Genomic DNA, 15,354 nt, shown 5'->3' on the forward strand with positions numbered 1-15,354 from the left:
ATATATAGTTACTAGTCGATTATAACGCAGCGGTTGTTGATAATATCATCTTCAACCTTTTTGTATTTAACGTCACGCAGTACACGACCATCCGGATACTGCACATTTACTTTATCGTTACGGTTCGCTATCTTCTCAGACTTCACCGGCATTACTTTCTCCTGTGGAGGTCGGTTGGGTTGTGGCTGCTGAGGGCTTCCGCCTCCGCTATTACTGCTTCCACCTCCGCTCAGCAATGATCTTGATTCTTCTTTTTGCTCATTCAGTCGTACACGTGAACGTGTGGCGCGTGCTTCCTGAACATCATCAGCTTCCTGTACCGGTATATCTGCTTTTAGCAGGAATGAAATTGTATCTTCGTTCACTTTCGCGATGAAGCGCTTGAACAATTCAAAACCTTCGAACTTATAGATCAACAGCGGATCTTTCTGTTCGTATACAGCATTCTGAACAGACTGCTTCAGGTCGTCCATCTCACGCAAGTGTTCTTTCCAGAGCTGATCGATGATAGCGAGGGTAATCATCTTCTCCATCGACTTCACCAACTCGGCATTGTTGGTCTCTACGCACTTCTGCAGTGCAGCCGCTACACCAATCTGCTTCTGTCCATCGCTGAACGGAACCAGTATATTTTCAACCGTAGCACCGCGTGTTTTAGAAATTTCGCGAACTACCGGTAAGGCTTTCTCTGCTATAGCCTTGTTCTTTCTGTGGTAATGTTCGAGCGCTTTGTGGTATAGATCGTCAGCAAGTTTATTCTGATCGAGTTTCTCAAAAGTCTCTTTAGAAATATCGTAGTCAAGACCCAATATACTCAATGCGTTCAGGCGCAGACTTTCATAATCATTGCCATTTTTAGCATTGATCACCATGTCTTCGCAGGTATCGTTCAGCATGGTGAGTATATCTAACTCAAGACGTTCACCAAATAACGCATTTCTTCTGCGCTTGTAAATTACTTCGCGTTGCGAGTTCATTACGTTATCGTACTCGAGCAAACGCTTCCGTATACCAAAGTTATTCTCTTCTACTTTTTTCTGTGCACGCTCAATAGAGCTTGTCACCATGGAGTGTTGAATCTCTTCACCTTCTTTCAAACCAAGTTTATCCATGATGCGGGCAATACGCTCCGGCATGAACAAACGCATCAGGTTATCTTCCAACGATACATAGAACTGTGAAGTACCCGGATCACCCTGACGGCCTGAACGACCACGCAACTGACGGTCCACACGTCTTGATTCGTGACGCTCTGTACCAATAATCGCGAGACCACCCGCAGCTCTTGATTCAGGGGTAAGCTTGATATCTGTACCACGACCCGCCATGTTGGTAGCGATCGTTACAGTACCTGGCTTACCAGCTTCAGCAACAATCTCTGCTTCGCGCTGGTGTTGCTTTGCGTTCAATACCTGGTGCTTGATCTTGCGCATTTGCAGCAGGCGGCTTACTACTTCTGATATCTCTACCGATGTAGTACCCACCAGTACCGGTCGACCTTCACCGGTAAGTTTTACAACCTCGTCAATTACCGCATTGAATTTTTCACGCATGGTTTTATATACGAGGTCATCATAATCTTTACGAACTGCCTGCTTGTTGGTAGGTATAACAACAACATCAAGCTTATATATATCCCACAATTCGCCGGCTTCGGTTTCGGCAGTACCCGTCATACCCGCAAGTTTGTGATACATGCGGAAGTAGTTCTGCAATGTAATGGTAGCGTAGGTCTGCGTAGCATCTTCTACTTTTACGTTCTCTTTTGCTTCTATTGCCTGGTGTAATCCGTCTGAGTAACGTCTTCCGTCCAGCACACGACCAGTCTGCTCATCAACGATTTTTACCTTACCATCAACAATGATATACTCGGTATCTTTTTCGAAAAGCGTATAGGCTTTCAGGAGCTGGTTAACACTGTGGATGCGTTGTGATTTTACCTGGTAGTCGCGGATAAGTTCTTCTTTTTTATGAAGCTTATCGACATCGTTGAGTGTAGTGTCGCGTTCGAGTTTATTTAGTTCAGTACCAATCTCCGGTAAGATGAAGAAGCTATGATCTTCTCCTTCACCGGTAATCAGGTCTATACCTTTCTCCGTTAATTCAACACTGTTATCTTTTTCATCAATCACAAAATACAAAGGCTTGTCGGCCTCCGGCATGTTGCGTTTGTTATCCTGCAAATAGTAATTCTCTGTTTTTTGAAGTACAGCTTTTGAGCCTGGTTCACTCAGGAATTTAATCAGTGGTTTATACTTCGGCATCGCGCGGTGTGCACGGAAGAGTGAGAGACCACCATCTTTCTCATTACCCTCTGCAATTTGTTTTTTAGCAGTAGTCAGGTAATCGTTTATAAGTTTTTTCTGAGCCTCCACCAATTTATAGATGCGTGGTTTCAGGTCGTAAAACTCATGCTGATCGCCACGCGGCACCGGACCCGAGATAATCAATGGAGTACGTGCTTCATCTATCAACACCGAGTCAACCTCATCGACCATGGCATAGTGATGTGTCCGCTGCACGAGTTCTTCCGGTTCGCGCGCCATGTTATCGCGCAGGTAGTCGAAACCAAATTCGTTGTTGGTTCCGTAGGTTATATCAGCACGGTAAGCATTTCTGCGGGCGTTCGAGTTTGGCTCGTGCTTGTCAATACAATCTATACTGATACCGTGGAACTGAAATATAGGGGCCATCCATTCGCTATCGCGTGTGGCCAGGTAGTTGTTAACCGTTACAATGTGTACACCGCGCTTGGCAAGTGCATTGAGGAAAGCCGGCAACGTTGCTACGAGTGTTTTACCTTCACCCGTTGCCATCTCGGCAATTTTACCTTCGTGTAATACTATACCACCGATGATCTGCACATCATAATGCACCATATCCCAGGTGATCATGTTTCCGGCAGCCATCCATTTGTTATACCACTTCGCTTTGTCGCCTTCGATCTGAATATTTTCGCGACCTACTGAAAACTGACGATCAAAATCCTGTACCGATACTTCGAGGTATTCATTTTCCTTGAAGCGTCTTGCTGTTTCACGCACAATGGCAAAAGCTTTCGGAAGCACCTTCATCAATACTTTCTCAAGCTCCTTATTACGATTCAGTTCAATCTTATCGATCTCCTGGAAGATGGCATCTTTGTCGTTTATCTCAAGCTCCGGGTTGTCGGCTATCTTTTTATGAAGCGCTGCTAACTGGTCATCTATATCTTTAAGCTCTGAATTAATGAACTCCTGAATTTTCTTCGTTTCGCTACGAAGTTCATCATGGCTTACAGACTTCAGTTTTTCGCCTTCCTGCTTCGTCTGTTCAACCAACGGCATGATGCGCTTGATGTCCTTCTCCGATTTTGTTCCGAATAATTTGGCAATGAGTTTCAGCATAGTGTAAGTCTGTTATCCATTAAGTGCAGTTGCAATCTGGCAGGTACATTCCACACACAGATGACAAAAACTCTTAATCTCCCCAAAAGGGGCTTAAAGTTAATTTGTTTTTTGAGATTTCGGGGAGAACAATTACAGTTCCAAGTCGCCTTCAAAGACCATTTTGGCAGGGCCAACGAGAAAAATTTCCGTGAACGTGCCGGACTGACCGGATTTGAATTCAACGGAGAGGTCACCTCCCTTTACTTTTATGTTCACAGGTGAAGTATACCCTTTCAGGGATGTAGCCATGGCAGCAGCAGTTACACCAGTGCCGCATGACAGTGTTTCATCTTCTACGCCACGTTCATAAGTACGTACGTAGATGGTGTTGTCTGGCAGAAGCTGTACAAAGTTTACATTCGTACCGCCCGGCTTAAATGCATCGCTATAGCGGATCTTCCTTCCTTCTTCCACCACCGGATACGCGTGGATGTTATCCACAAACCGTATATAGTGTGGCGAACCTGTGTTTAAAAAATAGTCGGTGCCGATGGTTTTTACTTCTGCCACATCATTCATTTTCAGACGAATGATACCAGTTGATAACAACTCTGCCGAATGTGCACCGTCATACGCGTTGAAAGTAGACTTGCCATTTACGAGTCCCAACTTCGAAGCGAAGTGTACTGCCGCGCGACTTCCATTACCACACAGGCTTTGGGAGCCATCGCTGTTAAAGTACTCGACATTGAAATTGAGTGAAGCATGTTTTTCAATCAGCATCAATCCATCTGCGCCAACACCAAACCTCCGGTCGCAGATTTTTTCAATCTGTTCTTTGGTTAGTGATAGCTTACCCTCGCGGTTATCCATCACCACAAAATCATTACCGGTAGCCTGGTATTTATAAAAATGGACTTTCATAGCATTCGTCACTTGAATGGGAACAAAAAATTATCGGCAGATCAAAAAAGGATATTAAAGAGTAGCCTCGGCCTTATTTCACTTCTTCGTAATCAACGTAGTCGCCTCCGTTTACTTTATTTTTCTTGGCTTGAGGAGTTTTTCGCTGCTGTTGCTGCTTATAGCCCTTAAGCTCCTGCGCTGCAGCACCCGCGCGGAAAAAGAAAGAACCGATCTTGTAGAAGACGTAAACGATAAGACTGAGTATGAGAAGGAATTTTAACATATTGCTTCGTTTAAGAGCCTAAACAGGAATACAAAGGTAGAGGTTCGCAGGGAATTAGCAATTAACGTTGTAAAATGGAATTTAGCCTATAGTCGTTTAGAGAGAACTGTTTATTTTAAGTCACGAGCCTGGCCAAAATAATTTTACTGTTTTTTGAAAAAGATAAAGCCCCGGAATTATCCGAGGCCCATCCTTATTTTTAAGTTTATCTACTCAGATACAAATTCCGCTCCGAGTAAATCTTCATGAAGTAATCATCCATCAAATCATCGATGAAGTAGATCGCTTCTCCGGTTGATTTCATTTCAGGACCAAGCTCCTTGTTAACTTCCGGGAATTTGTGGAAAGAGAACACAGGTTCTTTAATCGCATACCCTTTACGTGTCGGGTTAAAGGTAAAGTCTGTAACCTTCTTCTCACCAAGCATTACTTTCGTTGCATAGTTTACATACGGTTCATCGTATGCCTTGCAAATGAACGGCACCGTTCTGGATGCGCGCGGGTTTGCTTCGATGATATATACTTTGTCGTTCTTGATCGCGAACTGAATGTTAATCAATCCGACAGTCTTCAACGCAACAGCAATCTTGTTGGTATAGTGCTCAATCTGCTTAACCACCAGGTCTCCCAGATTGTACGGAGGAAGTACTGCATACGAATCACCTGAGTGTATACCAGCAGGCTCAATGTGCTGCATAATACCGATGATATATACATTCTCTCCATCGCATATAGCGTCTGCTTCTGCTTCAATTGCACCATCCAGGAAGTGATCGAGCAATACTTTATTTTCAGGTAAATGCTTCCAGATATCGAGGATATGATCTTCCAGCTCCTGCTCGTTGATTACGATCTTCATACTTTGGCCACCCAACACATACGAAGGACGCACCAGCAACGGGAAGCCTATTGTTTTGCATACTTCCAGCGCCTCATCGGCATTTGTAGCAACACCAAATTCAGGATACGGTATACCAAGCTCTTTCAGCAGCGTTGAGAATCTTCCGCGATCTTCCGCAAGATCAAGAGCTTCGAAAGATGTACCTATAATTTTTATACCATATTTATCCAGCTTCTCAGCAAGCTTCAGTGCAGTTTGTCCACCAAGCTGAACGATAACACCTTCTGGTTTTTCATGCTGAATGATGTCGTAAATGTGTTCCCAGAACACAGGCTCGAAATATAGTTTATCCGCTATATCGAAGTCTGTTGAAACTGTCTCCGGGTTGCAGTTGATCATGATAGTTTCATAACCACACTCTTTTGCTGCGAGTACACCGTGTACGCAAGAGTAATCGAATTCTATACCCTGACCGATGCGGTTAGGACCAGAACCCAACACCACTACCTTCTTTCTATTTGACACTGTTGATTCGTTCTCGGTATCAAATGTAGAATAGTAATAAGGCGTTTTCGCTTCGAATTCGGCCGCACAGGTATCAACCAGTTTATATACTCGTTTTATACCGAGGTCAGTACGCTTCTTGTATACATCACTTTCGTAGCAATCGAGCAAGTGGGCGATCTGGCGATCAGCATATCCTTTTTCTTTTGCCGTACGAATCAGCGATGCGGGTATATCGTCTATGCTATACTTCTCAATTTCTTTTTCAAGCTCAATGAGTTCTTCAATCTGCTTGAGGAACCAGCGGTCGATCCTGGTAAGTTTCTGAACCGTCTTCATCGGTATACCAAGTTTCAACGCATCGTATATATGGAATATACGGTTCCATGACGGATGTTCCAGGCTGTAAAGAATTTCATCCTGCTTTTGCAGTGATTTACCATCAGCACCCAAACCATTTCTTCTGATCTCGAGTGACTGACAAGCTTTCTGCAACGCTTCCTGGAAATTTCTTCCGATACCCATCGCTTCACCCACAGACTTCATCTGTAAACCAAGTTTGCGATCTGCTCCGTGGAATTTATCGAAGTTCCAGCGAGGTATTTTTACAATTACATAATCTATAGCAGGCTCGAAATATGCTGTAGTTGTTCCGGTAATGGCATTCTTCAACTCATCCAGATTATACCCGATAGCAAGTTTGGCTGCAATCTTCGCGATCGGATAACCGGTTGCTTTTGATGCCAGCGCAGAAGAGCGGGACACACGCGGGTTGATCTCGATACCGATAATGTTATTGTCATCATTCGGATCAAGTGAGAACTGCACGTTGCAACCACCTGCGAACTTACCTATACCATTCATCATTTTAATGGCGAGGTCGCGCATGTGTTGATATACTGTATCGGGCAACGTCATGGCCGGAGCAACTGTAATCGAATCTCCGGTATGTATACCCATCGGATCGAAGTTCTCGATCGAACAGATTATAATTACGTTTCCTAGACTATCGCGCAGAAGTTCGAGCTCGTATTCTTTCCAGCCCATAATGCTTTGCTCCACCAACACCTCATGTATAGGTGATGCGTGCAAGCCACGATTCAGCGCTTCATCAAAATCTTCCGGACTGTTTACGAAAGCCCCACCGGTTCCTCCTAAAGTATAGGAAGGACGAATTACCAATGGGAAACCAATGTCTTGTGCGATCTCTTTACCCTGCAGGAATGAACTTGCCGTTCCTCCTTTACAAACACCAACACCGAGTTCAAGCATTTTCAACCTGAACTTCTCGCGGTCTTCTGTAGTTTCAATGGCCTTGATATCAACACCAATAATACGCACACCATAGTGTTGCCAGATGCCTGCCTTGTCGCAATCAATGCAAAGGTTCAGCGCAGTCTGTCCACCCATAGTAGGAAGCACAGCATCAATGTGGTGCTTCTCCAGAATTTCACGAATAGATTTTTTTGTCAGCGGCTTCAGGTACACATGATCAGCCGTTACCTTGTCTGTCATGATCGTAGCCGGATTAGAATTGATCAGCACGACTTCGATTCCTTCTTCACGCAGTGAGCGTGATGCTTGTGAACCGGAATAATCGAACTCGCAGGCTTGACCAATAATAATGGGGCCGCTACCGATGATGAGTACGGAGCGAATACTTCTATCTCTTGGCATTTTTGTAGTGGAGTGGTATGAACAAAATTGCGCAAAAATATAACATGAGGTGGAATGCTAAAGCGATTCGCGAATATTAATATTCAAAATAAAAAATCAGCACTTCATAATACCATCCATGGTAACGAATGTTGGTGTTTCACACCAATGTGACCGTTCCCGTTACCGTTTGAAAAACTTATTTTCACCAACAAAAAGATTTTAAAAACTTTAGAGTGGAGAAAATTGCAAGCATGAACCTGAACGGTAAAAGCCGGGAGCAAAATACGTATGACGCGATTGTTGTAGGCTCAGGTATAAGCGGTGGTTGGGCAGCCAAAGAACTGTGCGAGAAGGGATTGAAAGTACTGATGTTGGAACGGGGTAAAAATGTGGAGCATCCCAGCTACCCTACCACCAGTAAAGATCCCTGGGAATTTGACCATGGCGGCAGGCTCACGCGCGAAGACCGCGAGAAGGGATATATACAGTGCCGGCATTATTCATATCGGGCCGATAACAAACATTTTTACATCAACGACCTTGAAAATCCATACACCGAGGTGAAACGCTTCGACTGGATTCGTGGGGATGTGGTGGGTGGACGATCGTTGCTCTGGGGACGCCACTGCTATCGCTGGAGTGATCTTGACTTTACCGCCAATCTTTCCGATGGTCACGGTGTTGACTGGCCTATTCGCTATAAAGATCTCGCCCCATGGTACGATTACGTGGAAACATTTATCGGGGTGAGTGGCCAGGCTGAAGGACTCGCACATTTACCCGATGGTAATTTCCAACCTCCGATGGAGATGACCTGCGTTGAAAAAAAATTCAAAGAAGGCTCTGAAAAAAAATTTCCGGATCGAAGGATTACAATAGGTCGTGTAGCAAATCTTACCGCGCCTGTAAAAGGACGTGGTGTTTGTCAGTACAGAAATCAGTGTCATCGCGGTTGTTTATACGGAGCATACTTCAGCACAAATGCGAGCACCATGCCTGCTGCATTTGCTACAGGTAATCTTACGCTTCGCCCGCACTCGCTGGTAAACAGAGTTTTGTACGATGAGCAAAAGAAGAAAGCCGTTGGTGTTGAAGTTATCGATACAGAAACCAAAGAGGTAATCGAATATTATTCACGTATACTTTTTCTGAACGCCTCCACACTTGGCACTACATTCATTCTGCTCAACTCTATATCTAATCGTTTTGAGAACGGATTGGGTAATGACAGCGATCAGGTTGGCAGAAACCTGATGGACCATCATAAACATTCCGGAGCAGAAGCGCTAATGGAAGGATATGAAGATCAATACTACTTCGGTCGCAGACCCAACGGACTATATGTACCTCGCTTTCAGAATATGAACGGCAAGACCGAAAATTATTTTCGCGGTTTTGGACTCATGGGCAGTTCGTGGCGTAGTGGTTGGATGAGTCATTTTGCGTCTGGGGATATAGGAGAAACTCTGAAGCAAAACGTTCAGAAGCCCGGCCCTTGGGGAATTTCCTTTTCAGGTTACGGTGAATGTCTGCCTTACCAGGACAATCGCGTAACGCTGAACACGGAAAAGAAAGATGCCTTTGGCCGTAATACTATAACCATTGATTGCGAGTTTAAAGAGAACGAAATGGCCATGCAGCAACACATGTCACAAGCATCTGCAGAGATGTTGGAAGCAGCAGGCTTTAAAGATATAAAGCCCTATATCAACACATCGTTTCCGGGCAATGCCAATCATGAAATGGGCACTGCACGCATGGGACGCGATGCAAAAACTTCGGTGCTTAACGGGTTCAACCAGATGCACAGTGTGAAGAATGTTTTCATTACGGATGGCTCTTGTATGACTTCCTCCTCGTGCGTTAATCCATCGCTCACCTATATGGCGTTGACAGCACGCGCATGTGATTATGCAGTAAAAGAAATGAACCGGTTAAATATATAGTGACTCAACCTTAAACCAACTCCATACAATCATCATGAAACGACTCAGTATAATATTTTTTGTTTTTGTCTCGTGTCTGAGTTACGCACAGAAAACCGATAAGGGCTGGCGAAAACTTTTTAATGGCAAAGATCTAACAGGCTGGAAGCAGATTAACGGTAAAGCTCCGTACAAAGTAGAGAACGGAATGATCGTTGGTACAACCATCAGCGATTCACCCAACTCCTTTATCGTTACCGAAGAAACCTTTGGTGATTTCATTCTCGAACTTGATTTCAAAATGGATGACGGCACTAACTCCGGAGTACAGTTCCGCAGCGAGAGTAAACCCGATTACCTGAACGGTAAAGTTTTCGGGTACCAGCTTGATATAGACCCTACACCACGCAAATGGTGCGGAGGTATATATGATGAATCCAGAAGACAATGGCTCTATCCATTGGAGTATAATTTACCCGCGAAGAATGCCTATCGCAACAACGAATGGAACGCGCTGCGCATTGAAGCAATAGGCAACACGTTGCGTACGTGGATTAACGGTATACCTTGTGCACATGTAGTGGATGATATGACGCTGAAAGGATTTATAGCACTGCAGGTGCACTCCATCAACAAACCGGAAGAAGCCGGCAAGCATGTGTGGTTTAAAAACATTCGTATTAAAACAGAAGCACTTCAGCCATCACCCGTTGATTCTATCTTCGTAATGAACTTTGTTCCAAATACACTTACTGAACAGGAAAAGAAAAACGGTTTTGTATTTCTGTGGGATGCCAAGACAACACAAGGATGGCGCGGTGCTTACAAAGATAAATTTCCGGAGAAAGGATGGGAGATAAAAGACGGTACCCTGAGCGTTGTAAAATCAACAGGAGGTGAATCGCAGAATGGTGGCGATATCGTTACGGAGAATGAATACGGAGCTTTCGATCTTCAATTTGAATTTAAACTTACCGAAGGCGCCAACAGCGGTGTGAAATATTTTGTAACCGAAAAAGAAAATAACCAGGGCTCTGCCATCGGTCTTGAATACCAGGTGCTCGATGATGAGAAACATCCGGATGCGAAGATGGGTGCAGTGGGTAACAGAACACTGGCATCGCTATACGATCTCATTCCATCCGACAAAAATCCGAGAGGTCTCAAAAAAATTGGTGAGTGGAATCAAGGTCGTGTTATAGTATATCCTGACAATCGTGTAGAACACTGGTTGAACGGATATAAAGTGATCGAATATAAACGCGGCAACAACATCTTTAAGGCATTGGTAGCGCGCAGTAAATATGCACAGTGGGAAAACTTCGGCATGGCTGAGAAGGGACACATTCTGCTGCAGGATCACGGTGATAATGTTTCGTTCAGAAGCATCAAGATCAAGGAACTGAAGTAAAATATCCACCCAAACTCGATAAAGTATATATAGCATGAAAACGTCCAGAAGAAATTTTATAAAGAAAACTGCGGTTGCATCCTTGGGAGCCATCGCATTTTCAGCGAAGAGTTATGCTAACATCATTGGTGCGAACGACCGCGTACGCGTTGGCGTTGTCGGGTTCTCCGATCGTTTCCGTCAGTCGTTGTTACCGAGTTTCATGAATCATTACCAGGAACTGAACTTCGACATTGTAGCGGTATCGGATCTCTGGAAAAAAAGAAGAGAAGAAGGACAGGCGTATCTCAAAGAAAAATTTCAACACGATATACAGGCTTGTGTCAATAACGATGAACTATACAAGATCAAAGATCTCGATGCAGTCATAATCAGCACTGCCGATTTTCAACACGCGTTGCATACAATAGAAGCGATAAAGGCGGGCTGTGATACCTATACTGAAAAACCTTTTGCTGAAACGATGGAAGACAATCGTGCTGCATTAAAGGCGGTAAAAAACTCCAAGCAGATTGTACAGATCGGTTCACAACGCAGAAGCGGCAAGAACTATCATGCTGCCGCTGATTTCATTCAGAGCGGTAAGTTCGGACAAATTGTTATGGTTGAATTGAGTTGGAACGTTAACCAGCCAGGTCGTTGGAGAAGGCCTGCGCTCGTGGCCGAGTTGCGCGAGCAGGACACCGACTGGAAACGCTTCCTGATGAATCGCCCGTTTGAGAATTTTGATCCCAGAAAATATTTAGAGTATAGATTGTTCTGGCCATACTCATCAGGTATGCCGGGGCAGTGGATGAGTCACCAGATCGATACAGTGCATTGGTTCAGCGGCCTGAAACATCCACGCAGTGTAGTGGCGAATGGTGGAGTATATTTCTGGAAAGATGGTCGTCAGAACTGGGATACAACTACGGCCGTATTTGATTATGGTGACGACAAGCAGGGCTTCCAGGTACAGTTTACTTCACGCATGATGAATGGTGATGAGCGCCCTGCGGAGATATACTATTCCAACGGAGGTGAACTGAATTTGAATACGAACAAGGTTTCACCGGTAGGTGGTCTGCGGCTTAACCATGCAACTGCGATGAACATGCAGGCTAATCTTTTACCGGAGATGGATATAGTACAGCAACAAGTTGAACAGGTTGTTGCATCCGCCAACACGGGAGGCGACCCATTAACATCGGCACACATGCGCAACTGGATGGAATGTGTACGCAGCAGAAAAGAACCTAACGCCCCCGTAGAAGCAGGCTATATGCATTCTATCGCCACCATTATGACGAACGCTGCTGTTCGCACCGGAGAGAAAGTAACATTCGATGAAAAGAAACAGGAAGTAATGGCGGGTGGAAAAGTATTCAAGTACTAGCCCTGCGCTATTTATACCCAAATAAGAAACGGCTCCTCTGTACAAATACGTTGTGCAGAGGAGTTTTATTTTGTGAAAGTTGATTTTACGAAAGAGGCTTTGGAACGCATACGCCTATACTATCCATTCGTTAATTTTAGGATAAACTACTTCCATTATGTATTACCATCGTCTCGGAAAAATTCCACCCAAGCGGCACACCCAATTCCGGCAGCCGGATGGAAGCCTGTATAAAGAAGAACTTGTAAGCTCGGAAGGTTTCTCGGGTATATATTCCAACCTGTATCATATCAATCCGCCTACACGCATCAAAGAACTGAAAGAGCCCATACGCTATGGTGCTAAACGCGTGGAAGATTATGCGCTGCGTCAAACCCATCTCAACACATCCAAAGTAACAACTACGGGAGAAGACTATCTCGATGCGCGCAAAGTGTTACTCATGAATGCCGATTGCTCTATATCTATTTGTTCGCCACGCAAGCGCACCATGGATTACTTCTATAAAAACGCGGAAGGTGACGAAGTACTTTATGTACATGATGGCAAAGGCACATTGATATCACCCTTTGGTAAACTTGAACTTCGCCAGGGAGATTATATCGTTATACCACGCACGGTTATTTACAAACTTGAGTTTGAAGAAGGACCGCTGCGATTGCTCATCATCGAATCAACATCACCGGTTGAAACGGTAAAACGTTATCGAAATCAATTAGGACAATTACTGGAACATGCGCCATACTGCGAGCGCGATATTCGTCCACCACACGAGCTGATTACCGAAACACACCAAGGTGAATTTTTGCTGAAGATAAAGAAGCAGGGATTTCTGCATCAGTATATATATGATTATAGTCCGCTCGATCTGATCGGGTGGGATGGCTTCCTGTGGCCGTATGCATTTTCCATTCACGACTTTGAACCGATTACGGGGCGCATTCACCAGCCACCTCCGGTACACCAAACGTTTCAGGCGAGAAACTTTGTGATCTGTTCTTTCGTCCCGCGGTTATTCGATTACCATCCGCTGGCTATACCAGCACCCTATAATCACAGCAATATCGATTCAGATGAAGTGCTATACTATGCTGAGGGAAATTTCATGAGTCGCAGAGGTATAGAGCGCGGATCGTTTACATTACACCCCGGAGGCTTGCCACACGGACCACATCCCGGCACGGTAGAGAAAAGTATAGGTGCCAAAGAAACACATGAACTGGCCGTGATGATCGACACCTTTCACCCGCTATATCTGACTACCGATTCGTTAGAGTTCCTGGATAAAAATTACCCCATGAGCTGGACGGATAATACATCAGGGAGCTACAATGAGGTGAATACACCATAGGCACCTCATTTTATTTAATAATTACTTATTTTTATCAGGGAATTTGACAATGGAGAAAACAGGTTTTATAGAAATAGGTATATCAGGGCTACAAGGCAATAAAGAAATTACACCTGATAACTATGACATCAAAGAAATCATGTTGATTTTGGAGAATGTCGAAAATCTTTTATTCCCCAGTGATAAAAAGGACAGACCAGTTATTAGCTACAGAATAGAACAGGGATCTGTAAAACATATTTTCAAAACATCTGCACAATATATCATTGGATTCAATGCTTTGCTCGGGCAGATACGAGAGAACAATAGTATAGATTTTCTGGATTACCCCACGGCAAAAGCAATTGAAGAATTCCAGGCTATAGCTACAAAAAAGAATTATACTCTAACGTTGCGCACTTCCATTTCCGGCACTAATGAGATTCAGTTGAATAAAGATACCCGATACCTGAGAACAGAAGCGATCTGGAGCGAAGCGGAATTTTATTTCTACGGCAGAATAACAAATGCTGGTGGAAAAGATCGCGCTAATATGTACTTGTTAACAGACGACCACGGCTTACTGCGAATTGAAACACCTATTGAATTTTTAGAGAAGCTTGAGCAAAATCTTCTCTATAAAAATCATGGAGTACGAGTTAAAGGTAAGCAACATTCAGAAACCGGAGAGTTCGACAAGTCAAGTCTATCTTTTATTGACCTGATTGATTACGAACCCAAATACGATAAAGAGTACCTGACATCACTTCGGACCAAGGCAAAAAAAAACTGGCTTGGGTCTATTGATGCAGACAGTTGGCTTAATGAAATACGAGGTAATTATGAATCATGAATGTGTTTTACTTGACACCAGTTTTTTTCTAAGATTTTTAAACGACAACGATCCTCTCTTTAGAAACGCAGATAATTATTTTCGTTATTTCCTGGACCATGATATTACCATGATAGTATCTACGATTAGCGTTGCCGAATATTGCGTTGGTGGCAGTACATCGGAATTACCTCTTCGAAATTTACAGGTTCTTCCTTTCAATTTGAATCATGCACAAAGAGCGGGAGACTTTGCCAAATATATCTTTAGCCAACGGCACTCCGGAAATATCTATTTAAACGATCGTAAAATTATTCCCAACGACACCAAGCTTTTTGCACAGGCTGATACAGAAAGGAATGTTAAATATTATCTGTCGTCTGATTTAGAGAGTAAAAAGATATACGATCGGATAAAATTAACCCAGCAACCCAGATTTACCTTCATTGATTTACATATACCATATTCCGAATTCTTTGGTATACTCGATCTATAAAGCACTGCTTTTCAGCATTTTTAACTCAAATATTACGACCGTGTTGTATTACTGTTAATAGCGGGCATGGTTCTTGAACATCAGGTGGTTGATTTACGTTATTTGTGTTGTCAAACAACCACTACACGTATGACAACTATAAATCAAAAATATCAGATCGTTGAGTCGCTTGACTCGCTCGATCAGATGCAAACGGAGAAGGTACTTGAGTATATAAAGGGACTGATGTATGCTTCGCAGGATGAAGCTTCTCATCAACGATTGAAACGCCAGGCGCTGAAGGAGATTCGTCAGGCGCTGGGCAAAGACAGAAAACTCAGACCATCTTTTTAAGAGGCTGAAAGCTGTTACAAGTCACTCGATCTAAACAGCGTTTAGGTTACTTCTTCTATACTCTTTGATGTATTTCTGCATCAAGCACAAT

General features: G+C 43.8%; 11 protein-coding genes. 7 read left to right on the forward strand and 4 right to left on the reverse strand.

Features of this window, described 5'->3' with window-relative positions:
- Positions 1-11: 11 nt before the first annotated feature.
- From secA to carB, 4 genes are all read right to left on the reverse strand, one after another.
- Positions 12-3,386 (reverse strand): preprotein translocase subunit SecA, encoded by a 3,375-nt coding sequence (gene secA, locus ACFQ21_RS22510; RefSeq protein WP_377582907.1) that lies wholly within the window; start codon positions 3,384-3,386, stop codon positions 12-14.
- Between the two features lie 132 nt (positions 3,387-3,518).
- A complete protein-coding gene (gene dapF / locus ACFQ21_RS22515) occupies positions 3,519-4,292 on the reverse strand; it encodes a diaminopimelate epimerase (protein ID WP_377582909.1) in 774 nt (257 codons plus the stop codon).
- 73 nt (positions 4,293-4,365) lie between these two features.
- Positions 4,366-4,557 carry a hypothetical protein gene (locus tag ACFQ21_RS22520; protein WP_377582911.1) on the reverse strand — a complete coding sequence of 64 codons (192 nt, stop codon included), beginning with the start codon at positions 4,555-4,557 and terminating at the stop codon, positions 4,366-4,368.
- 205 nt (positions 4,558-4,762) lie between these two features.
- Entirely contained in the window at positions 4,763-7,579 is a 2,817-nt protein-coding gene (gene carB / locus ACFQ21_RS22525; RefSeq protein ID WP_377582913.1) for a carbamoyl-phosphate synthase large subunit, read from the reverse strand.
- Positions 7,580-7,794: 215 nt separating this feature from the next.
- Here carB and ACFQ21_RS22530 point away from each other — a divergent pair, with 215 nt between their 5' ends.
- From ACFQ21_RS22530 to ACFQ21_RS22560, 7 genes are all read left to right on the forward strand, one after another.
- Positions 7,795-9,507 carry a GMC oxidoreductase gene (locus ACFQ21_RS22530; protein WP_377582915.1) on the forward strand — a complete coding sequence of 571 codons (1,713 nt, stop codon included), beginning with the start codon at positions 7,795-7,797 and terminating at the stop codon, positions 9,505-9,507.
- 34 nt (positions 9,508-9,541) lie between these two features.
- Complete coding sequence (locus tag ACFQ21_RS22535) at positions 9,542-10,897, forward strand: 3-keto-disaccharide hydrolase (protein ID WP_377582917.1); 1,356 nt, start codon at positions 9,542-9,544, stop codon at positions 10,895-10,897.
- 34 nt (positions 10,898-10,931) lie between these two features.
- On the forward strand, positions 10,932-12,272 hold the full coding sequence (locus ACFQ21_RS22540) for a Gfo/Idh/MocA family protein (RefSeq protein ID WP_377582919.1): 1,341 nt from the start codon (positions 10,932-10,934) through the stop codon (positions 12,270-12,272).
- A 154-nt stretch (positions 12,273-12,426) separates the two neighbouring features.
- Positions 12,427-13,623: a homogentisate 1,2-dioxygenase gene (locus tag ACFQ21_RS22545; protein ID WP_377584050.1), complete on the forward strand. Its 1,197-nt coding sequence runs from the start codon at positions 12,427-12,429 to the stop codon at positions 13,621-13,623.
- A 49-nt stretch (positions 13,624-13,672) separates the two neighbouring features.
- Positions 13,673-14,455, forward strand: coding sequence for a hypothetical protein (locus ACFQ21_RS22550; protein ID WP_377582921.1), 783 nt, complete (start codon positions 13,673-13,675; stop codon positions 14,453-14,455).
- Between the two features lie 109 nt (positions 14,456-14,564).
- A complete protein-coding gene (locus tag ACFQ21_RS22555) occupies positions 14,565-14,930 on the forward strand; it encodes a hypothetical protein (RefSeq protein WP_377582923.1) in 366 nt (121 codons plus the stop codon).
- Between the two features lie 129 nt (positions 14,931-15,059).
- Positions 15,060-15,263 carry a hypothetical protein gene (locus tag ACFQ21_RS22560; RefSeq protein WP_377582925.1) on the forward strand — a complete coding sequence of 68 codons (204 nt, stop codon included), beginning with the start codon at positions 15,060-15,062 and terminating at the stop codon, positions 15,261-15,263.
- Positions 15,264-15,354: the final 91 nt, after the last annotated feature.

Origin of the sequence: Ohtaekwangia kribbensis (assembly GCF_042676245.1) — a bacterium.
Taxonomy (GTDB): domain Bacteria; phylum Bacteroidota; class Bacteroidia; order Cytophagales; family Cyclobacteriaceae; genus Ohtaekwangia; species Ohtaekwangia kribbensis.

Excerpts from the sequence above, each read along its gene's own strand:
- secA (WP_377582907.1), bottom strand. The coding sequence starts at position 3,386 with ATGCTGAAACTCATTGCCAAATTATTCGGAACAAAATCGGAGAAGGAC.
- dapF (WP_377582909.1), bottom strand. The coding sequence starts at position 4,292 with ATGAAAGTCCATTTTTATAAATACCAGGCTACCGGTAATGATTTTGTG.
- ACFQ21_RS22520 (WP_377582911.1), bottom strand. The coding sequence starts at position 4,557 with ATGTTAAAATTCCTTCTCATACTCAGTCTTATCGTTTACGTCTTCTAC.
- carB (WP_377582913.1), bottom strand. The coding sequence starts at position 7,579 with ATGCCAAGAGATAGAAGTATTCGCTCCGTACTCATCATCGGTAGCGGC.
- ACFQ21_RS22535 (WP_377582917.1), top strand. The coding sequence starts at position 9,542 with ATGAAACGACTCAGTATAATATTTTTTGTTTTTGTCTCGTGTCTGAGT.
- ACFQ21_RS22540 (WP_377582919.1), top strand. The coding sequence starts at position 10,932 with ATGAAAACGTCCAGAAGAAATTTTATAAAGAAAACTGCGGTTGCATCC.
- ACFQ21_RS22550 (WP_377582921.1), top strand. The coding sequence starts at position 13,673 with ATGGAGAAAACAGGTTTTATAGAAATAGGTATATCAGGGCTACAAGGC.
- ACFQ21_RS22555 (WP_377582923.1), top strand. The coding sequence starts at position 14,565 with ATGATAGTATCTACGATTAGCGTTGCCGAATATTGCGTTGGTGGCAGT.
- ACFQ21_RS22560 (WP_377582925.1), top strand. The coding sequence starts at position 15,060 with ATGACAACTATAAATCAAAAATATCAGATCGTTGAGTCGCTTGACTCG.